Here is a 21,370-nt window from a genome sequence, read left to right as displayed (position 1 = left end):
AAAATGATTAAAAGTTAAAATCTAAATAGTTTAAAGCTATGCCACGTCTGTAAGCGGTTGTGCAAAGCTACTAGTTTGGGCTTTTGTGCCAAACCAATGAAGTTCTTCATGTAATGAAGCAACTTCACCAATAATTAATAATGCCGGTGAAATAATGCTGTGACGCTCGATTAAATCGGCCAGCTCACCTAATTTACCGGTTACAACGCGTTGATTTTTGCGAGTACCGTTTTCAATAATTGCCACGGGTGTATCTGCACCGCGACCATGTTTTAATAATTGTGCTTGAATATGGGGAGACTTAATTACACCCATATAAATAGCCAGAGTTTGGTTTGGTTTTGCCAGTGATTGCCAATCTAGTTCTTGACCGTCTTTTTTACAGTGACCAGTTACAAACTGTATGGCTTGTGCATGGTCACGGTGCGTTAGCGGAATACCTGCATAAGCGCTACAACCTGCGGCAGCAGTTATGCCAGGGACGATTTGGTAATTTACGTTATTAGCTGCAAGTACTTGAACTTCTTCACCACCACGGCCATAAATAAACGGGTCGCCACCTTTAATGCGGCACACTTTTTTACCTTGCTTGGCAAGGTCAACTAGCATTTGGTTAGTATCTTCTTGCACGACACTGTGATCGCCTAAGCGTTTACCCACACAAATTAAATCAGCATCGCGGCGTACTAGCTCCATAATTTCGTCAGAGACTAGAAAGTCATACACCACCACATCAGCTTGTTGCATTAGTTGCAGTGCTTTCAGTGTTAATAGCTCTGGATCTCCTGGACCTGCGCCAATTACGTATACTTCACCTTCAGGAACCAGTTTTGTATCGAGTAATTGTTCAAGCTGTACGCTTGCGGCAGCTGTATCACCCGTTTGTACTTTGCTGACGACAGATGAATCAAATACGCCTTCCCAAAATTGGCGACGATCAGCAAAACTTGTGAAGCGCTGTTTTACTTTGTCGCGAAAGCTGCCAACTAAACTTGCAAGCGGGCCGATGTGTTGTGGAATAAGCGTTTCTAACTTCTCACGTAAGCGCCGTGCTAATACCGGCGCTGTGCCAGCACTTGAAATTGCAATAGTGATCGGGTCACGATCAACAATTGAAGGAAAAATAAAGGTGCATTTAGGTTGGTCATCCACCACGTTAACGAATACATTTCGTGCATTTGCGAGTTCAAATACGCTGTTATTTACGTCATCATTGTCGGTTGCGGCAATGACCAGCATTTTGCCATCAAGGTGTGATTCATCAAAAAAAGCGTCAATTAGAGTGACATCATTATTTTGTGCATGCTCTTTTAATTCATCACAAAACCAAGGTGCTACTAAAGTGACATCAGCGCGAGCTTTCAAAAATGCACGGCACTTACGTAACGCAACCTCTCCACCGCCAACAACCAATACAGGTTTATTGTCGAGCTTGGTAAAGATAGGTAAATATTGCATGTGTAGACCCTTGGAAAAAATTACAGCAAAGATGCTTTTCAGAAACTCAGAATATAGTGGCGTAAGCTAAGTAAAAAATAATTAAAACCCAGTTAATATAACTAAAAGTTATATATGGTTGTCCGATTTGGCTTAAGCCTTAGTTAACATGGGATTGCGCCGAGTTACAAGTACTATAATGAGTATATATCGAGCTTAGAGTGTTTGGTTATTAGCTATAGCGAGAATAGTTAAATTTGGTACTATTGCTAATACATGAACTTACTTGGTGGATTTATGACAACGCAACTAACTGATGCGGCATTGGCCGTGCAATTAATGGATTTAACCAGTTTAAATAGTAATGATAGCGCGGCAACAATACAGGCCTTGGTGGCTAGTATTAAGCCCAACCTAGGTATTCCGGCTGCAGTGTGTGTTTATAGTGAGTTTGTTGATGACACCAAGCTTGCTTTAGCTGAGCGCGAGCTTAGTTATGTAAAAGTCGCCACAGTAACTAACTTTCCCTCAGGCAACAGTGAGCTAAGTGAAGTAATTAATGAAACATTAATCGCAATAGAGCGTGGCGCAGATGAAATTGATTTGGTGTTACCGTATCAAGCCTTAATCGCGGGGGACGAAGCCACAGCGCTAGAATATGTGCGTGCCAGTAAAGAGTGTTGTCCTGAACACGTACAATTAAAAGTAATTATAGAATCCGGCGCACTAAAAACAGCGCAGTTGATAACACTGGCGACAGAAATAGCAATTGCCGGTGGTGCTGACTTTGTTAAAACCAGCACCGGCAAAGTAGCTACAAATGCCACTCTTGAAGCAACCGAAGTGATGTTAAGTACGATTAAAAAGTCGCCGCGTGTAGTCGGTTTTAAAGCTGCAGGTGGCGTGAAAACGGTTATGGATGCAAGTAATTACTTACAGCTAGCGACTGATATTATGGGAGAAAGTTATTTGAATCCGTCAACATTTAGATTTGGTGCATCAAGCCTGTTAGCTGATGTATATGCGGTACTTAATGACGCGTCATAGTGAGCAAGAAAAATTACAACTTGAGCATGATGCAGGTAAGTTGTTCTTGCGTTGCTATGAACATCGCTTTGGTATTCCAATGCGCCATATTTGGCATAATCAGCCGAGTAAACCAGATATCAGTTGCTATCGTAATGAACAGAAGCTTGATATTGAAATAGCACATTTATATGCCAGCGAAACCGAAGCCATGGCAGTACTCGGCAGGCCTTTATCTATAAGCATGCAACGAGATCTTGCTGATATGGCAATGCAACCAAGTGAGCAGCGGCTGCACTGTGCACTGCAGCGGTTATTAGAACAAAAAGGAAAAAAGCACTATCAATCAGAGCAAACATGGCTGCTTATTCGTAACGCCAGCACCATTTGGCATAAAGCGGATTTTGACGCTGAGTTACAGAATATAACGATACCGCTTACCCATCCTTTTCAACAAATTTGGTTGCTTTGTGATTTTTATCAGGGCGAGCTGTTACAGCTGTTCTAAGTATTTAGATGGTATAGCAGCCAAGAATAAACTGGCTGCTAAATAACTTGATCTTTGGTTAGTTAATTTTAAACATACTACCTAAGCTCTCAAGCCCTGACTTATTGGTTTTAGCAATACATTGACTTTCATCGAGTGACTTTTTGGTTGCTTCGTCTGCAAGTCCCGACACTTTTAATTGTTTCTCTTGTTGGTATTCGCGCAGTGCGATAACTGTTTGACGATCGTACTTAACATCTTCAGTTTCAAATTCTTCATAATCGGGTTGGTTTTTTAAATAACCTAAACAGACTAGATTCATGCGAGACATGGCTAAATCCATCTTTTCATAATGCGGCATTCTATGTGTAGGAACATCGACTTTTGCTACTGGAGCAACGGCTTTTGACTTGGCAGCCGTGGTCGTAAGCGGTGGTGGTGCTGTGTATCCAGGTGCAAGGGTATTATTACTGTTATAGCGATAGTAAGTGGCAGGGACTTTAGTTTGTAAAAACTCTACAGCTTTGATTATCACTTCGCGGAGCGCTTTTTCTTTAGGGGTGTTTGACCAGCCACTTAAATTACCACCGACCAATGCACCACCAAAATTAGTTGCCGCACTGGTAAAATCAAAATCTTTGCTACCTCCTTCGACGCTGGTGGCTGCTAAAATACGTGAGGTGCGAGTATCGATAAGGCGTAAATCAATCGCCATATGCGAGCCTGAAAAACCTGCCGATACTGAGCTAAACACATCACCTATAAAACCGCCAGTACCAACACTGGCACCTGAGCTGTCGTCATCAAATTCAGTTACTGCTGCTACCACAACTATTTCGGCTCCTTCAATTTCACCGTAAGCTGCCCCTGATGCTGCGCTAACACGACCTGAAGCCGCTAGATCTTGCTCAGATAACACTGCATCTAACGCTTGGCGTTCAAGTACGATAAAGCGATTGGTGCCTACCAAAGCTGTGGTGAGTTGGTCGGCCATGCCTTCACCTATTTCTTTTCGCCACCAATGAGAGTCATTCGATTTATCGGTAAAGCGTGCCACGGCAATACGCGCTTTTGGACCATTATATTGTTGTTGGGCGACTTCATTAATGTTTGGTGAATCTTGGTTTGAAGTGACCTTGGTTGAAGTACTTTGGCAAGCGCTAAGACTGCTAGCAACGAGGGTTGCCAACAGTACTTTTTTAGTTGTTGTGAGCATATGATTTTCCTTAATTAATGTGCCAAATAGAAACAGTGAAGGTTTTTATTCTACAAATTGTTTTAAAGTTAATTTAAAGAAATCATAAGGTTAAAAATAGTACTGAGGCGAACACTTTGGTCACACAGGCGAAGTTTTTGCATTCAGGTTGGTATTTTCCCTAAACTGTTTGGGCGAAACGTTATGCTTTGCCTTAAAGCAGCGAGCAAAGTAACTTTGTGAGCTAAAGCCGACTTTTTCAGCAATTAAACCTATGCTCAGATCGCTGTCGCTAAGTAACTTTTCAGCATACTCTAAACGAGTATTACGAATATAATCACTGGGAGTTAAATTGTAGAGTGCTTTCATTTTCAGTTGTAAGGCACGTGGGCTTAAATATAATCCTGCAGCGAATTCTTCAATACTAAACGCTTCGTTGTGATAGTTATCACGGATGATGTTTTTCAGGCGTTCGGTAAATTGGTAATCTTTACTTTGTGTAAGCTGCGGATCGAGTACCAGCGGCGGAGCATGAGCCGCAAGCTGCTTTGCTAAGTGCCGATTAAGGACTGCACGAATACTCAGTAACCCTTGTACTCTACTGAGCAGTAATTGCGGCTCAAATGGTTTACTTAAAAAATCATCTGCTAGTAAATCAAGGCCTTTTAGTCTGCTTTGTGTATCGGCTTTTGCTGACAATAATAACACCGGTATATGGCTGGTAATGTTATTTGTGCGTAGCGCATTAAGTAATTGATAACCGTCCATGCAAGGCATCATCACATCGCTGATCACTAGATCTGGCATTTCTGTTTGGCAGATGGCTAAGCCTTGTTCGCCGTTAATAGCACTTAAGCAGTGGTACTCAGTAGCAAACAAAGTCAGCAGTAGTTCGCGCATTTCGTCGTTATCTTCAACAATCAGTAGCTTTTGCGAATTGCTGGGGCGGGTTGCTTCATTTACTGATGCTGCTAGCGAAGTTGCGCCATGCTCTGCTTCAGTCAAAGGCAGAGATACAGTAAAACAACTGCCTTTACCTACTTCACTTGTTAGTGAAATCTGCCCGCCGTATTGCTCTAGCAATTGTTTAACTAAAGCAAGGCCAATTCCACTGCCGTTTTGATTTTGTGCTGCAACACGCGTAAAGCGTTCAAAAATAATGCCTTGTTGGTGTTTTTCGATGCCAATACCGGTGTCAACAATCGCGATATGAGCCATGTTATTATGCACTGATAAGCTAATCTCAACTTGACCGCCTGAGTGGGTATATTTGAGGGCATTACTAACTAAGTTGGTAATAATTGACGTTGCATGTTCTGGCTCAAGGGCTATGCAGCAAGAGCCTTGGCTGAGATCTGTCATTGTTACGTGAATACCTTTTTGTTCAAACAGCACCGTGAAGTCAGCAACCAGCTGCTTTATAAATGGTGCTAAAGGATAGGGCGAAACGTAATGTATAGCGCAGCTGGGGCGTTGGCTTAGCTGTAATAGTTGATTTATTAAGGTCAGCAAACGTAGGCTATTGCGTTTGATCATCGATAATTGTTTTTGGCTAGCTTGATCTTTATGGTTTAGCTGCAAGCTTTCAAGTGGCGCGAGTATTAAACTCAGAGGCGTTTTTAATTCATGGCTAATATTATCTAAAAATTGACTTTTTAAGCGATTCAGCTCACGGGCTTGTTTACTTGTTTGTTCGGCCAGCTTAGCGCGGTATAGCGAGGCCGCAATAAGCCAAATAATAACCCCCGTGAGAAGAACATAACCGGCATAGGCAAGGCGACTTTGCCACCACGGCGGCACCACCGTGAAATCGAGCATAGCTTTAGCATTACTCCACTGGCCATACTGATCTTTTACTTTTAGTTGCAGCTGATAGTCGCCTGCGGGCAGTTGCGGGTAGTTTAATTGTCGTTGTTGTGCGTTGGTATATAGAAATTGCTTATCAAAACCAGCGAGTTTGTATCCATATTGATATTGTTGAGGTGCCGACGGGCTATGTAATGCTGAGAACTTAAAGCCGATCACGCCGACACCTTTGTTAAAGGAGAGTGTTTGTATATAGCTAATTAATTTCGCGGCTTGAGTCTCGTGCTTAGTGTATGGGGCAGTGGCTATAGCTTGATTGTTAATTAGTAATTCGGTTAACACAGGCTCTGGAGTTGTAGCTGCCAGCTGTAGCTTAAGCGGATCAAATTGATTAAAGCCGTTGATCCCGCCAAAAAATAGTTCACCGTTCTGCGCTTGATAAGCCGCGCCGAGAATAAATGAATTATGTTGCACGCCATCACGGGGTAAAAAATGCTGCATATTTTCAGAGCTGGGCTGATAACGTGTTAAACCTTGGTTGCTTGCCAGCCACAGGTAACCTTTGGCATCCTGTTTAATGGCAAAAATATTATCGTTTAGCAGGCCATCATGCTCGGTGATTCGGGTTATCTCTGCCGTTGTTTTATTCAGTTTATTTAAGCCTCCAAAAGTACCCACCCACAGTGTATTGTCATCTTGCAGATGAAGGGCGGTAACCATGTTATGACTTAAGCTATTTGGGTTTGTTTGATCGGCTTGATAATGGCTAAATTCATTGTTGTTGAGGGTAAGTTTATTTAAGCCAACTCGAGTACCAGCCCAAATTGCATTAGCAACGTTATCGTAAACGAGGCTAAATACGGTGTTGTTCGATATACTATTGTGTTGTTCCGAGTGCTTAAAATGCTCAACGGTCAAGTTATCTGGGTTAAACAGACTTAAACCTTGATTGCTTCCCAACCATAAGTTGCCGTTCCGATCGCTGGTGATCGCATAAATGTTATTGCTGCTGAGCTGGTGGCTTTGCACTGTGAATGATGTAAAGTCATCGCTTTCGCGGTTATAACGCAATAAACCGCCACCATAGGTGCCAATCCAAATACGCTGCTGGCTATCTTCATGAAGGCTGAATATATTGTTGTTGGTAAGGTTGCTGGTATCGACGTGATAGCGCACAAAGCCGTCTTTTGTTTGTCTATTTAACCCGTTGCGGGTACCGACCCATAATTGCCCTTGCGAATCTTTAAGTAAGGCCCGGATAAAATCATGGCTAATACTGTTAGGGTCATCGCTGTGTTGTTGATGATTAAATTGATTTTGGCGCATATCGTAGCGTTGTAACCCATAACCATCAGTGCCTATCCACAGAATACCTTGCAGGTCTTGATACAAAGACAGTAAGTAATCATTAACAAGCCCATGACGTTGCTGTGGAAGGTGTTTAAATTGGCTAAAGCTTGTCAGAGTTGTTTGATAGTTGGGATTATAATATAAGCCTTGGCCGTAGCTGCTAAGCCAAAGATGCTCGTTATTATCGATTAAAATATCGCTTATCCATATACCATCTAGTTGTTTTATATCATTAAACTGTTCACTTTCTAAATCAAAGACACTAAGCCCTGTTTTACTGGCAATCAGTAGCTGCCCTTGTGGCGTGAGTTTTAGGCGCCATAGTTGCTTTTTACTTGCTGAAAAGTGGCTAAATTTAGCTGTTTTTGTATCAAATTTTATTAATCCTTCATTACTGGCCAGCCATAAATTTTGCTTAGCATCAATCACCATATCCTGAAAAATAATACTACCTTGGGTGTTTGGCGAGTAGGTAAAGTAGGCAGTTTCATGCTCGGCTACATTTAGGCGAGTTAAGTTACCATCTTCATGGCCTAACCATAAATTATTGTGTTGATCAGTAAGCATTGACCAAATGCGGTTATCTTTAATCGCTAATGGACTGTTACGGTTAAAATGAGTGAATATACCGGTTTCTGTATTTAGGGCGTTTAGCCCTTGTGTAGCTGTAGAAAACCACAGCAGATTATTGTCAGTGGTAACACAGTCGGTGATCCAATTACTCGATAGACTTGGCTGGGTTGGATGAGACTTAAAGCGTTTAAATTCATAACCATCAAAACGGTTGAGCCCACCTTGGGTGGCGAACCAATGAAAACCACGGCGATCAGTTATGCTGCAAGTGACAGAGTTTTGCGTTAACCCCTGTTCATTAGAGAAGGAGTCTAAATGTAAAGACAGTGCCAGCGCGCTGTTATGAAATAGCCATAAAAAACCAATAATGGCCGGATAGATAGTTGTTTTTATTGTTAGCACGTGCTTCCTCGTGCGTAGTAATATCCCTTGAATTGAAACAATCATAAACTGCTTTTTAATCAATGTTAAGATGGATTTTTCAATCTAGTGATGAGATTTTGACTTATGGGCATCTTTTACACTTGTGTTAATGAATTGCGTAAGTATAATAGGCATCCACTTTGCAGGGGCGTAGTTCCAATTGGTAGAACAGCGGTCTCCAAAACCGATGGTTGGGAGTTCGAGTCTCTCCGCCCCTGCCATTTTATCCTGTTTGTGGGTAAAGTCTGAGGTTAAAAATCGGTTTAAATAAGTCTGTTTTTAAGTTTGGATTTTAATGGATTAACCCTGCCATAGTGTAGGGTTGTTGTGTCTGTAGTTAAGGTAATAATATTATGAGCACGAATGTAGAAACTCCATCAAGTGCGATGGATTCAGTAAAGTGGCTTGTGGCAATTGCGCTACTTGCAGGCGCAGTAGTTGGTAACTATATGTACGCAGATCAGTCTGTGTTATTACGTGCTATTGGTGTTGTTGTTGCTGTTGCCGCTGGTTTGGGGATTGCATCACAAACTGAAAAAGGGCGTACCTTCCTTGCTTTTGCAAAAGAAGCACGCATCGAAGTACGTAAAGTAGTGTGGCCTACGCGCCAAGAAACTACCCATACGACATTTATTGTAATGGTTGCAACTGCGATTATGGCACTTATCCTTTGGGGATTAGATGGCATTTTATTCCGCGCAGTAGGCTTTTTAACTGGATTGGAGATCTGATCCCATGTCGGATGAGAACAACGAAAAGAAACTACGTTGGTACGTAGTACAGGCTTTCTCAGGTTATGAGAAGCGTGTTGCACAAACTATTCTTGAGCATATCAAGATCGAAGGTTTGGAAGATAGCTTTGGTGAAGTATTAGTACCTACTGAAGAAGTGGTTGAGATGCGCGCTGGTCAAAAGCGTAAATCTGAGCGCAAGTTCTTCCCAGGTTATGTACTTATCCAAATGGATATGAACGATAAAAGCTGGCACTTAGTAAATAGCACCGCGCGTGTTATGGGCTTTATCGGTGGTACGTCTGATCGTCCAGCACCAATTAGCGCTAAAGAAGCTGATCGCATTCTTAACCGCTTACAAGAAAACGCTGAAGCGCCTAAGCCTGCAACGTTATTTGAACCAGGTGAAGTGGTGCGTGTTGTTGACGGCCCATTTGCTGATTTCAGTGGTGTGGTTGAAGCTGTTGACTATGAAAAGAGCCGCGTAAAAGTATCGGTACTTATCTTTGGTCGTTCTACTCCTGTTGAACTTGAATTTGGTCAAGTTGAGCAAGATAGATAAACAAATTAACTGATTTATACCAAAAAATATATTGTTTGGTATAAAGCTTGAAAAAGGCCGCTGATTAACTTATAATCAGCGGCCTTTTTGTATTCAAAGTAAGCATTTCTTGGTTTGTATACAGAAAAGTGAGAAACCAATTTTTAAACTGGGAAGCCGCTAGAGTACGCGTCCTCGCGCGCACAAGGCTAAGACCCACCTAATGAGGTATTTATAATGGCTAAGAAAGTTGAAGCTCTAATCAAGCTACAAGTTGCTGCTGGTATGGCTAACCCTAGTCCTCCAGTAGGTCCAGCACTAGGTCAACACGGTGTAAACATCATGGAATTCTGTAAAGCGTTCAACGCACGTACAGAATCTATCGAAAAAGGCGCTCCAGTTCCTGTAGTGATCTCTGTTTACGGCGACCGTTCATTTACGTTCGACATGAAAACGCCACCGGCTGCTTACTTACTTAAGAAAGCTGCAGGTATCAAATCTGGTTCAGGCCGTCCTAACACTGAAAAAGTAGGCACAGTAACTCGTGCTCAACTTGAAGAAATCGTTGAGACAAAGAAACCTGACCTTACAGCTTCTGATTTAGAAGCTGCGGTTCGCACTATCGCAGGTTCTGCGCGTGCGATGGGCTTGAACGTAGAGGACTAAGATAATGGCTAAATTAACTAAACGTATGCGTACTATCCGCGAAAAAGTGGAAGCGACTAAAGATTACGAAATCACCGAAGCAGTTGCTCTTTTAAAAGAGTTAGCGACAGCTAAATTCGTAGAAAGTGTTGACGTTGCTGTTAACCTTGGTATCGATGCTCGTAAATCTGACCAAAACGTTCGTGGTGCAACTGTACTACCTAACGGTACTGGTCGTGACGTTCGCGTTGCAGTGTTCACACAAGGCGCTAACGCAGAAGCTGCGAAAGAAGCTGGTGCTGAACTAGTAGGTATGGAAGATCTTGCTGAGCTAGTTAAGAAAGGCGAGATGAACTTTGACGTTGTTGTTGCATCACCAGACGCTATGCGTGTTGTTGGTCAACTAGGTCAAATCTTAGGCCCACGTGGTCTAATGCCAAACCCTAAAACTGGTACTGTAACACCTAACGTTGCAGAAGCAGTTAAAAATGCTAAAGCTGGTCAAGTGCGTTACCGCAATGACAAAAATGGTATCATCCATACTACTATTGGTAAGGTTGATTTCACAGTTGAGCAACTTCAACAAAACCTTGAGTCGCTAATTGTTGCGCTTAAGAAGGCTAAGCCTTCACAAGCAAAAGGTGTTTACGTTAAGAAAGTAACCATCTCTACAACAATGGGCGCAGGTGTTTCTGTTGACCAAAGCACTTTAACAACAACTGTTGTTTAATTGAGTGTTTACATGGCGTGAAATTTATACTATAATTTTGCGCCATTTTGTTGAGAAATTTTGTTTTCTCAACAAGTAAAGAATTCGGGTTGAAGTCCATAATTTCGGTGCGCCTTCGGGCAAAACGATAAATTGGGCTTCCGTCCAAGACCGTAGGTGGCTTCGGCCTTAATATTCACCTACGTAGACGGTGTGAATCCCCAGATAGATTTTTCCTAATCTTCTGGCTCTCGCCGTAAAAAGCATCTCTATCTTGTTTGGTAGGGAAGAGTAGAACAGGGAAGCCGATGTACGGTAACCCATTAAACCAGGAGTAACACCCATGGCTTTAAATCTTCAAGGCAAAAAAGCAATTGTTGCTGAAGTCAACGAAGCAGCCAATGGTGCTCTATCTGCAGTTGTTGCAGATTCTCGTGGTGTAACAGTTGGCGCAATCACTGCCCTTCGTAAAGAAGCTCGTGCAAATGGTGTTTGGATGAAAGTTGTCCGTAACACTTTAGCAAAACGTGCTCTTGAAGGAACACAGTTTGAGTGCCTTTCTGATTCATTTGTTGGTCCAAGCTTAATCGCTTTCTCATCAGAGCACCCAGGTGCTGCTGCGCGTATCTTTTCTGCTTTTGCAAAGAAGAACGAGAAATTTGAGCTTAAAACGGCCGCTTTTGAAGGAAATGTTGTTGATGCAGCAATGCTTGCTACATTACCTACATACGACGAAGCTGTTGCACGCTTAATGAGCGCTATGAAAGAAGCGTCTGCTGGCAAATTGTGTAAAACAATTGAAGCAGTACGTGTACAGAAAGAAGAGCAAGCTGCTTAATTTTAAGCTGTTTAATCAATCTTTCGGTGTAAAATTTTTTTGGACCTAGAGTCCGTTAATTATTAGGAAATTTGTAATGTCTGTAACTAAAGACCAAATCCTTGACGCAATTGCTGAAATGTCAGTAATGGACGTTGTTGCTCTTGTTGAAGCAATGGAAGAAAAATTCGGCGTAACTGCTGCAGCTGCTATGGTAGCAGGTCCTGCTGCTGAAGCTGCTGAAGAGAAAACAGAATTTGACGTAATCCTTACTGGCGCTGGCGCTAATAAAGTTGCGGCAATCAAAGCTGTTCGTAGCGCAACTGGCCTAGGCCTTAAAGAAGCGAAAGCTCTTGTTGAAGCTGCTCCTACACCTGTTAAAGAAGGTGTATCTAAAGAAGAAGCTGAAGCTCTTGCTAAAGACCTTACTGAAGCTGGTGCTGAAGTTGAGGTTAAGTAATTTAGCTTTTGCTAAGTTCGCTGTCTGAGAAATCAGGCAAGGGCTGGTGATTATTTAATCACCGGCCTTTTTGCGCTATAGAGCGATGTATTCCTATAGCTCAAATAAAATCTAATTTTCTCTTTACTTTCAACGCTTTATAGTTTGCTAGTGTTAAAGTGGGAGCTAATTGGAACAACAATTAAATGTTGTACAATCTTGGCTTAGATGCCAGTTAAGTCTGTTCTTACAAGAACAGGTCGGGTCAAAGATCAGCAAGCTGAGGAACCCCATGGCTTACTCTTATTCTGAAAAGAAACGTATCCGTAAGGATTTTGGTAAACGTCCACAAGTTTTGGATATACCTTTCTTACTGTCAACGCAGTTAGAATCGTTTAAAAAATTCTTAGTGCCGGACGCTGATGGCGATCATGGTTTGGAAGCTGCCTTCCGTTCTGTGTTCCCAATCAAAAGCTACTCGGGAAATTCTGAGCTTCAATACGTAAGTTATCGTATTGGTGAGCCAGTTTTCGATGTAAAAGAATGTCAAATTCGCGGTGTGACTTATTCTGCTCCACTTCGCGTAAAACTACGCCTTGTGGTGATGGATAAAGAAGCGCCAGGCACAGTTAAAGACATTAAAGAGCAAGAAGTTTACATGGGCGAAATTCCGCTCATGACCGATACCGGTACTTTTGTAATCAATGGTACAGAGCGTGTTATCGTTTCTCAGCTACACCGTAGCCCTGGTGTATTCTTTGATAACGACCGCGGTAAAACTCACTCATCAGGTAAAGTGCTTTATAACGCACGTGTTATCCCATACCGTGGTTCATGGTTAGATTTTGAGTTTGATGCAAAAGATAACTTATATGTACGTATTGACCGTCGTCGTAAATTACCGGCGTCAATCATGTTGCGTGCACTTGAGTACACGACAGAAGAGATCTTAAACATCTTCTTCGAAACCACTGCGTTTGAAGTAACTGACGGTAAAGTTCTTATGGAACTTGTGCCATCACGTTTACGTGGTGAAACCGCTGCCTTTGATATAAAAAGTGAAGACGGTGAAGTGTTCGTTGAGTCTGGCCGTCGTGTAACAGCGCGTCATATCAAGAGCATTGAGAAAAAAGGCATTAGCCATTTAGAAGTACCCCATGAGTATATCATTGGCCGTGTAATTGCTAGAAACTACGTTGATGAGTCAACGGGTGAAGTGATTGCAAACGCGAATGATGAATTAACTTTAGAGTTAATGGCTGAATTGGTTAAAGCAGGTCACACTAAAATTGATACTCTATATATCAATGAAGTGGACAGCGGTGCATATATTTCTGATACGTTACGTATCGATTCAAGCACTAACCGCTTAGAAGCACTAGTAGAAATTTATCGCATGATGCGCCCAGGCGAGCCACCGACGAAAGACGCGGCTGAAGCCTTATTTGAGAACTTGTTCTTCTCTGAAGAACGTTATGACTTATCTACTGTAGGTCGTATGAAGTTCAATAGCCGTGTTGGTTATGACACTGACACAGGCCCAGGCACATTAAGCAAAGAAGACATCGTGTCTGTTATGAAAGTATTAATTTCTATTCGTAACGGTCAAGGCGATGTTGATGATATCGACCACTTAGGCAACCGTCGTATTCGTAGTGTTGGCGAAATGGCTGAGAATCAGTTCCGTGTAGGTTTAGTACGTGTAGAGCGTGCGGTACGTGAGCGTTTAAGCTTAGGTGACCTAGATGCGATCATGCCACAAGATCTTATTAACGCTAAGCCTATTTCGGCAGCAGTTAAAGAGTTCTTTGGTTCGTCTCAGTTATCACAGTTCATGGACCAAAATAACCCGCTATCAGAAGTGACGCACAAACGTCGTATTTCTGCATTAGGGCCGGGCGGTCTTACACGTGAACGCGCTGGCTTTGAAGTACGTGACGTACACGTAACTCACTATGGTCGCGTATGTCCAATCGAGACTCCTGAGGGTCCAAACATCGGTCTAATTAACTCATTGTCTACGTACGCACGTACCAATGACTATGGTTTCTTAGAAACACCTTACCGCAAAGTGGTAGACGGTGTAGTAACTGATGAAGTTGATTACTTATCAGCCATTGAAGAAGGTCAGTTTGTTATCGCACAGGCGAACTCAAACTTAACTGAAACCAATGAGTTTGTTGATGAATTAATCCCATGTCGTCACAAAGGTGAATCTACCTTTATGGGTCGCATGGACCAGCAATATATGGATGTATCACCACAACAGGTGATCTCTGTAGCGGCAGCACTTATCCCGTTCCTAGAACACGATGATGCTAACCGTGCATTGATGGGTTCAAACATGCAACGTCAAGCAGTACCAACATTGAAAGCGGACAAACCGTTAGTAGGTACTGGTATTGAGTTAACACTAGCGAAAGATTCTGGTGTAACGATTGTTGCTAAACGTGGTGGTGAAGTAATGTATGCTGACGCAAGTCGCATCGTTGTTAATGTACATGAAGAAGAACGCATCCCTGGTGAAGCGGGCATCGACATCTACAACTTAACCAAATACACACGTTCTAACCAAAACACATGTATTAACCAAAAACCAACTTGTATGGTTGGCGAACCGGTTACTCGTGGTGACGTGTTAGCAGATGGTCCTTCGACTGACTTAGGTGACTTAGCCCTTGGTCAAAACTTGCGCGTGGCATTCATGCCATGGAACGGTTATAACTTCGAGGATTCAATCTTACTATCAGAGCGCGTAGTTGAAGAAGATCGTCTAACGACTATCCATATTCAAGAACTACAGTGTGTTGCCCGTGATACTAAGTTAGGTCCTGAAGAGATCACTGCAGATATCCCGAATGTGGGTGAATCTGCACTAGGCAAGCTTGATGAATCAGGTGTTGTTTATATCGGTGCTGAAGTTAAAGGCGGCGATATCCTAGTAGGTAAAGTGACTCCGAAAGGCGAAACGCAATTAACTCCTGAAGAGAAGCTACTACGAGCTATCTTTGGTGAGAAAGCGTCTGACGTTAAAGACAGCTCATTACGTGTACCAAACTCTGTAACAGGTACTGTAATTGACGTGCAAGTCTTCACCCGTGATGGTGTTGAAAAAGACAAGCGCGCGCTAGAAGTTGAAGAAATGCAACTTCGTGACGCGAAAAAAGACTTTAACGAAGAATTCCGTATTCTTGAAGCAGGCGTGTTAGATCGTGCTCGTAAGTTACTTATCGCAGCCGGTCAAGATGAAGATAGATTAGCGTCATTGAATGCTGAGAAGCTACTAACTCAAAGCCTTGCTGAAGAAGATAAGCAAGCTGAACTTGAGCAACTAGCAGCCCAGTACGATGAGCTAAAAGCTGAATACGATAAAAAGTTTGAAAACAAACGTCGTAAAATTACCCAAGGTGATGACTTAGCACCAGGCGTACTTAAGATTGTTAAAGTATACCTAGCTGTTAAACGTCGTATCCAACCAGGTGATAAAATGGCGGGTCGTCACGGTAACAAAGGTGTTATCTCGACTATCGTACCAGTAGAAGATATGCCATACGATGATAAAGGTCGTACTGTTGATATCGTACTTAACCCGCTGGGTGTACCATCACGTATGAACATCGGTCAGATCCTTGAAACACATATGGGTCTAGCTGCTCGTGGTATTGGTGAGCGTATTGAAGAAATGATGAAAGAACAACGTGAGCTTCATGAGCTACGTGACTTCATCAAGCAAGCATACGAAATTGGTGAATCTCGTCAGTTCGTAGACATTGCTAGCTTCACAGATGACGAAATTCGTCGTTTGGCTGAAAACTTAAAAGGTGGTTTACCAATCGCTACTCCTGCATTTGATGGCGCGAAAGAAAGCGAAATCAAAGACATGCTTGAGCTAGCTGGCTACCCTCGTAGTGGTCAGGTTACACTTTATGATGGCCGTACTGGCGATCAGTTTGAACGTCAAGTAACTGTTGGTTACATGTACATGCTGAAACTGAATCACTTAGTTGATGACAAAATGCATGCGCGTTCTACTGGTTCTTATAGCCTTGTTACTCAGCAGCCGCTGGGTGGTAAAGCACAGTTCGGTGGCCAGCGTTTCGGTGAGATGGAAGTATGGGCACTAGAAGCATACGGTGCCGCTTACACTCTACAAGAAATGTTAACAGTGAAATCGGATGACGTGAACGGTCGTACTAAGATGTATAAAAACATCGTTGATGGTAACCATAAAATGGAACCAGGTATGCCAGAATCGTTCAACGTATTGTTGAAAGAAATCCGCTCACTGGGTATCAACATCGAGTTGGAAGAAAATTAAGCCAATTAGATGCTGCAGCTAGCCTGCAGCATCTGTTACGGCCGAATAGAATGTAGGGACGAAATCATCCGTCCTCAAGATTAACTCCGACAGGAGAGCTAAGGTGAAAGACTTACTTAAGTTTCTGAAGCAACAAAATAAGACCGAAGAATTCGATGCAATTCGCATTGGTCTTGCTTCACCAGACATGGTTCGTTCATGGTCATACGGTGAAGTAAAGAAACCTGAGACTATTAACTACCGTACTTTCAAGCCTGAGCGCGATGGCTTATTCTGTGCCCGTATTTTCGGTCCAGTGAAAGATTATGAATGCTTATGTGGTAAATATAAGCGTCTTAAACACCGTGGTGTGATCTGTGAAAAGTGTGGCGTTGAAGTAACACTCACTAAAGTGCGTCGCGATCGTATGGGTCACATCGACCTTGCGAGCCCAGTTGCACATATATGGTTTTTAAAATCATTACCGTCACGTATCGGCTTAATGCTTGATATGACGCTTCGTGATATTGAACGTGTTCTTTACTTCGAATCATTCGTAGTAACTGAGCCTGGCATGACGACGCTTGAGCGTAGTCAGCTATTAGGTGAAGAAGAATACCTAGATGCACTAGAAGAGCACGGTGATGAGTTTGAAGCGAAGATGGGTGCTGAAGCAGTATTAGACTTGCTTCGTGAACTCGATCTTGCGCAATTAATTGCTGAAATGCGTGAAGAGTTACCAACAATTAACTCTGAAACTAAGCGTAAGAAGATCACTAAACGTCTTAAATTAATGGAATCGTTCCACCAGTCAGGTAATAACCCTGAGTGGATGATCATGACAGTACTTCCAGTATTGCCACCTGATCTACGTCCATTAGTACCACTTGATGGTGGCCGTTTTGCGACTTCTGATCTAAATGACCTTTACCGTCGTGTTATTAACCGTAATAACCGTCTTAAACGTCTACTAGATTTAGCTGCACCGGATATTATCGTACGCAACGAAAAACGTATGTTACAAGAAGCGGTTGATGCGTTACTTGATAACGGTCGTCGTGGTCGTGCAATTACAGGTTCTAACAAGCGTCCGCTTAAATCTCTTGCTGATATGATCAAGGGTAAGCAAGGTCGTTTCCGTCAGAACTTACTTGGTAAGCGTGTAGATTATTCAGGCCGTTCTGTAATCACAGTTGGTCCTACACTTAAGCTTCACCAATGTGGTCTTCCTAAGAAGAGGGCACTTGAGCTATTCAAACCATTTATCTATGGCAAACTAGAGCGTCGCGGCATGGCTACGACAATCAAAGCTGCTAAGAAAATGGTAGAGCGTGAAGTTCCGGAAGTATGGGATGTATTAGACGAAGTAATTCGTGAACATCCAGTATTACTTAACCGTGCACCAACACTTCACCGTTTGGGTATCCAAGCGTTTGAACCTGTGCTTATCGAAGGTAAAGCAATCCATTTGCATCCATTAGTATGTGCGGCCTACAACGCCGACTTCGATGGTGACCAAATGGCGGTACACGTACCGCTAACGATTGAAGCGCAGCTTGAAGCTCGTGCATTGATGATGTCAACAAACAACATCCTATCTCCTGCGAATGGTGAGCCAATCATCGTTCCATCACAGGACGTTGTATTGGGTCTATATTATATGACCCGTGACCGCATCAACGCGAAAGGCGAAGGCGCGATCTTAAAAGATCCAAAAGAAGCAGAAAAAGCATACCGCAGCGGTAATGCAGACCTTCACGCTCGCGTGAAAGTACGTATTAGCGAATCAGTTAAAAACGAAAATGGTGTAGTAGAAGACACTGTAACTGTTATCGATACAACTGTTGGTCGTGCAATTTTGTCTCTTATTTTACCAAAAGGCATGCCGTTTTCGTCAATCAATCAGGCCCTAGGTAAGAAACAAATTTCTGGCTTATTAAACGAGTGTTACCGTCGTCTTGGTCTTAAAGATACAGTTATCTTTGCTGACCAAGTTATGTATACCGGTTTCCACTACGCAATGAAGTCAGGTGTTTCAATCGGTATCGATGACTTAGTTATCCCACCGATCAAAGCATCAATTATCGAAGCAGCTGAAGCTGAAGTAACTGAAATCAACCAACAATTCCAATCAGGTCTTGTAACGGCTGGTGAAAAGTACAATAAAGTTATCGATATCTGGTCACGTGTAAATGAAAACTTATCACGTGAAATGATGGCCAACTTGTCAAAAGACACGGTTATCAATGCCCAAGGTGAAGAAGAAGAGCAACCGTCATTTAACTCAGTGTTTATGATGGCCGACTCTGGTGCTCGTGGTAGTGCCGCTCAGATCCGTCAGCTAGCAGGTATGCGTGGTCTAATGGCACGTCCAGATGGTTCAATCATCGAGACGCCAATCACCGCTAACTTCCGTGAAGGTCTAAACGTACTTCAGTACTTCATCTCAACGCACGGTGCGCGTAAAGGTCTTGCCGATACAGCACTGAAAACAGCGAACTCGGGTTACCTAACGCGTCGTCTAGTAGACGTTGCACAAGATTTGGTAATCAACGAAGACGATTGTGGCACAGAAGATGGCTTAACAATGAAACCGCTTATTGAAGGTGGTGACGTTGTAGAAGCACTTCGCGAACGTGTACTTGGTCGTGTTGTTGCTGAAGATATTGTGATCCCTGGTACTAATACAGTACTAGTAGAGCGTAATATCATGCTTGACGAAAAACTGTGTGATCTTTTAGAAGAGCACTCAGTAGATGAGGTTCGCGTACGTTCAGTTATCACCTGTGATAACGACTTTGGTGTATGTGCTAAGTGTTACGGTCGTGACCTTGCACGTGGTCATATCATCAACGCGGGTGAATCAGTAGGTGTTATCGCGGCACAATCAATCGGTGAGCCGGGTACACAGCTTACGATGCGTACTTTCCACATCGGTGGTGCAGCATCAAGAGCATCTGCTGAAAACAATGTACAAGTTAAAACTAACGGTACATTGAAGCTTCATAACGCAAAATATGTATTAAACACTGACGGTAAGATTGTTATTACCTCTCGTTCTACTGAAATCACTATCATCGATAGCCATGGTCGTGAGAAAGAGCGTTATAAAGTACCTTACGGTGCGGTATTAACAGTACAAGACAATACGGAAGTTCAAGGTAACGACATCGTTGCTACTTGGGACCCGCATAGTCACCCAATCGTTCTTGAGCATAAGTCAAAAGTATCGTTCAGCGATATCGATGACTCCAACACTGAAGCACAGACTGATGAACTAACTGGTTTAACCCGTGTAGTTGTTAAAGATCTTGCTAAGATAAATGCGAAAGAGCCGAAGCTTATCATCGAAAGTGAAGAGCGCGGTCTGCAAGAAACTCGTCTTCCTTCATACACTACGATTGAAGTAACAGACGGTGTAACGGCAAACCCAGGTGACGTGTTAGCACGTATTCCGCAGGAAGGTTCGAAAACTCGTGATATCACGGGTGGTCTACCACGCGTAGCCGACTTATTTGAAGCGCGTAAACCGAAAGAGCCAGCTATCTTAGCTGAGATCACCGGTACGATTAGCTTCGGTAAAGAGACTAAAGGTAAGAAGCGTTTAGTTATTACTCCAGCTGAAGGCGATCATTACGAAGAAATGATCCCTAAGTGGCGTCAACTTAACGTGTTTGAGGGTGAGCAAGTGTCTAAAGGTGAAGTTATCGCCGATGGTCCTGAATCACCACATGACATCTTACGCCTACGTGGTGTGACTCATGTTGCTAACTATATCGTTAACGAAGTGCAAGAGGTTTACCGTTTGCAAGGCGTTAAGATCAATGACAAGCACATTGAAACAATTATCCGTCAAATGATCCGTAAGTGTACGATCCTTGACGGCGGCCATAGTGAATTCTTAGCCGGTGAGCAAATTGAAGTGGCACGCGTTAATATCGCAAACCGCGACTTAGAAGCTCAAGGCAAGTTACCTGCTAAATATGAAATCCAATTAATGGGTATCACTAAAGCATCACTAGCCACAGAATCTTTCATCTCGGCAGCCTCGTTCCAGGAGACAACTCGTGTCCTAACTGAAGCCGCTGTAAATGGTAAGAGCGATGAACTTCGCGGTCTGAAAGAAAACGTAATTGTGGGTCGTTTGATCCCAGCCGGTACCGGTTTTGCGTATCATCAAGAACGTATGGCTCGTCGTAAGCAGAGCAAAGTTGTAGTTGAAGAGCAAACAGTAAGTGCAGAAGAGGCAACTCAAGCGCTAACTGATGCTTTAAACGCGGATTTATCTGGAAATCAATAAATCTAACTTAATCAATAGATTAGGTTTTTGCAAGGCAGTTATCTACTGCCTTGCTAACGGTTTAGGTTGACAGCTCAATCTTTGCTCATTAAAATTCCGCCACCCATTTACCTGCACGTTTGGTACGAGCTTGTAAATAAAGGGCGGATTTTTTTATTTTTTTCAGTAGTAATTTTAATTTCAGGAGCTATTTAAATGGCAACTATTAACCAGCTAGTGCGTAAGCCACGTCGTAGCAAGGTTACGAAAAGTAACTCAGCTGCGCTTAAAGCGTGTCCGCAAAAGCGCGGTGTATGTACTCGCGTATATACAACTACACCTAAGAAACCAAACTCGGCGTTACGTAAAGTAGCTCGTGTACGTTTAACTAACGGTTTCGAAGTAACTTCATACATTGGTGGTGAAGGTCATAACCTTCAAGAGCATAGTGTAATCCTAATCCGTGGTGGTCGTGTTAAAGATTTACCAGGTGTGCGTTTTCACACTGTTCGTGGTGCACTTGACTGTGCAGGCGTTAGCGACCGTCGTCAAGCTCGTTCTAAATACGGTGCAAAACGCCCTAAAGGCTAATTGTATTCCGTTAGTAAGGCCAAG

Annotated in this window: 14 protein-coding genes and 1 tRNA gene; 12 read left to right on the top strand and 3 right to left on the bottom strand. The window is 42.9% G+C overall.

Annotated elements, in window-relative coordinates:
* Window positions 1-36 precede the first annotated feature (36 nt).
* Window positions 37-1,458, bottom strand: a complete 1,422-nt coding sequence (gene cysG, locus H5232_RS14085) for a siroheme synthase CysG (RefSeq protein ID WP_182768123.1) — start codon at window positions 1,456-1,458, stop codon at window positions 37-39.
* Window positions 1,459-1,734: 276 nt separating this feature from the next.
* Between cysG and deoC the strand changes: the two genes are divergently transcribed.
* Window positions 1,735-2,484 (top strand): deoxyribose-phosphate aldolase, encoded by a 750-nt coding sequence (gene deoC, locus H5232_RS14080; RefSeq protein WP_182768122.1) that lies wholly within the window; start codon window positions 1,735-1,737, stop codon window positions 2,482-2,484.
* Entirely contained in the window at window positions 2,471-2,971 is a 501-nt protein-coding gene (locus tag H5232_RS14075) for a hypothetical protein (RefSeq protein ID WP_145238280.1), read from the top strand. Before deoC ends, H5232_RS14075 begins: the two co-directional genes overlap by 14 nt.
* Window positions 2,972-3,029: 58 nt before the next feature.
* Here H5232_RS14075 and H5232_RS14070 read toward each other — a convergent pair whose 3' ends face one another.
* Together H5232_RS14070 and H5232_RS14065 are read right to left on the bottom strand one after the other, a co-directional pair.
* A complete protein-coding gene (locus H5232_RS14070) occupies window positions 3,030-4,166 on the bottom strand; it encodes a CsgG/HfaB family protein (protein ID WP_145238283.1) in 1,137 nt (378 codons plus the stop codon).
* Between the two features lie 120 nt (window positions 4,167-4,286).
* Window positions 4,287-8,276 carry a two-component regulator propeller domain-containing protein gene (locus tag H5232_RS14065; RefSeq protein WP_310736255.1) on the bottom strand — a complete coding sequence of 1,330 codons (3,990 nt, stop codon included), beginning with the start codon at window positions 8,274-8,276 and terminating at the stop codon, window positions 4,287-4,289.
* A gap of 165 nt (window positions 8,277-8,441) precedes the next feature.
* On the opposite strand from H5232_RS14065, the gene H5232_RS14060 reads away from it, so the two are divergent.
* The 10 genes from H5232_RS14060 (at window position 8,442) to rpsL (ending at window position 21,346) form a co-directional block, all read left to right on the top strand.
* A tRNA-Trp gene (locus tag H5232_RS14060) sits at window positions 8,442-8,518 on the top strand.
* 132 nt (window positions 8,519-8,650) lie between these two features.
* On the top strand, window positions 8,651-9,028 hold the full coding sequence (gene secE, locus H5232_RS14055) for a preprotein translocase subunit SecE (protein WP_016710555.1): 378 nt from the start codon (window positions 8,651-8,653) through the stop codon (window positions 9,026-9,028).
* A gap of 4 nt (window positions 9,029-9,032) precedes the next feature.
* A complete protein-coding gene (gene nusG, locus H5232_RS14050) occupies window positions 9,033-9,590 on the top strand; it encodes a transcription termination/antitermination protein NusG (RefSeq protein ID WP_145238289.1) in 558 nt (185 codons plus the stop codon).
* 216 nt (window positions 9,591-9,806) lie between these two features.
* Window positions 9,807-10,235: a 50S ribosomal protein L11 gene (gene rplK / locus H5232_RS14045; RefSeq protein WP_008108462.1), complete on the top strand. Its 429-nt coding sequence runs from the start codon at window positions 9,807-9,809 to the stop codon at window positions 10,233-10,235.
* A 4-nt stretch (window positions 10,236-10,239) separates the two neighbouring features.
* Window positions 10,240-10,944 (top strand): 50S ribosomal protein L1, encoded by a 705-nt coding sequence (gene rplA / locus H5232_RS14040; RefSeq protein ID WP_145238292.1) that lies wholly within the window; start codon window positions 10,240-10,242, stop codon window positions 10,942-10,944.
* Window positions 10,945-11,266: 322 nt separating this feature from the next.
* Entirely contained in the window at window positions 11,267-11,761 is a 495-nt protein-coding gene (gene rplJ / locus H5232_RS14035) for a 50S ribosomal protein L10 (RefSeq protein WP_145238296.1), read from the top strand.
* Window positions 11,762-11,837: 76 nt separating this feature from the next.
* Window positions 11,838-12,200, top strand: a complete 363-nt coding sequence (gene rplL / locus H5232_RS14030) for a 50S ribosomal protein L7/L12 (protein ID WP_064668694.1) — start codon at window positions 11,838-11,840, stop codon at window positions 12,198-12,200.
* A 271-nt stretch (window positions 12,201-12,471) separates the two neighbouring features.
* Window positions 12,472-16,497: a DNA-directed RNA polymerase subunit beta gene (gene rpoB, locus H5232_RS14025; RefSeq protein ID WP_145238299.1), complete on the top strand. Its 4,026-nt coding sequence runs from the start codon at window positions 12,472-12,474 to the stop codon at window positions 16,495-16,497.
* A gap of 103 nt (window positions 16,498-16,600) precedes the next feature.
* On the top strand, window positions 16,601-20,776 hold the full coding sequence (gene rpoC, locus H5232_RS14020; protein WP_182831089.1) for a DNA-directed RNA polymerase subunit beta': 4,176 nt from the start codon (window positions 16,601-16,603) through the stop codon (window positions 20,774-20,776).
* 195 nt (window positions 20,777-20,971) lie between these two features.
* The gene (gene rpsL / locus H5232_RS14015) at window positions 20,972-21,346 is read left to right on the top strand and encodes a 30S ribosomal protein S12 (RefSeq protein ID WP_002958885.1); all 375 of its coding nucleotides are present in this window, start codon (window positions 20,972-20,974) and stop codon (window positions 21,344-21,346) included.
* Window positions 21,347-21,370 lie beyond the last annotated feature (24 nt).

The organism is Pseudoalteromonas sp. SG41-5, assembly GCF_014164495.1.
Lineage (GTDB): Bacteria > Pseudomonadota > Gammaproteobacteria > Enterobacterales > Alteromonadaceae > Pseudoalteromonas > Pseudoalteromonas rhizosphaerae.
This window is presented reverse-complemented; position numbering and strand designations above follow the sequence as displayed.

Bases quoted from the DNA above. Each gene is read 5' to 3' on its own strand.
- rplA (WP_145238292.1), top strand. From the start codon at position 10,240: ATGGCTAAATTAACTAAACGTATGCGTACTATCCGCGAAAAAGTGGAA.
- nusG (WP_145238289.1), top strand. From the start codon at position 9,033: ATGTCGGATGAGAACAACGAAAAGAAACTACGTTGGTACGTAGTACAG.
- rplJ (WP_145238296.1), top strand. From the start codon at position 11,267: ATGGCTTTAAATCTTCAAGGCAAAAAAGCAATTGTTGCTGAAGTCAAC.
- deoC (WP_182768122.1), top strand. From the start codon at position 1,735: ATGACAACGCAACTAACTGATGCGGCATTGGCCGTGCAATTAATGGAT.
- rpsL (WP_002958885.1), top strand. From the start codon at position 20,972: ATGGCAACTATTAACCAGCTAGTGCGTAAGCCACGTCGTAGCAAGGTT.
- H5232_RS14075 (WP_145238280.1), top strand. From the start codon at position 2,471: ATGACGCGTCATAGTGAGCAAGAAAAATTACAACTTGAGCATGATGCA.
- secE (WP_016710555.1), top strand. From the start codon at position 8,651: ATGAGCACGAATGTAGAAACTCCATCAAGTGCGATGGATTCAGTAAAG.
- rplL (WP_064668694.1), top strand. From the start codon at position 11,838: ATGTCTGTAACTAAAGACCAAATCCTTGACGCAATTGCTGAAATGTCA.
- rpoB (WP_145238299.1), top strand. From the start codon at position 12,472: ATGGCTTACTCTTATTCTGAAAAGAAACGTATCCGTAAGGATTTTGGT.
- H5232_RS14070 (WP_145238283.1), bottom strand. From the start codon at position 4,166: ATGCTCACAACAACTAAAAAAGTACTGTTGGCAACCCTCGTTGCTAGC.
- rplK (WP_008108462.1), top strand. From the start codon at position 9,807: ATGGCTAAGAAAGTTGAAGCTCTAATCAAGCTACAAGTTGCTGCTGGT.
- cysG (WP_182768123.1), bottom strand. From the start codon at position 1,458: ATGCAATATTTACCTATCTTTACCAAGCTCGACAATAAACCTGTATTG.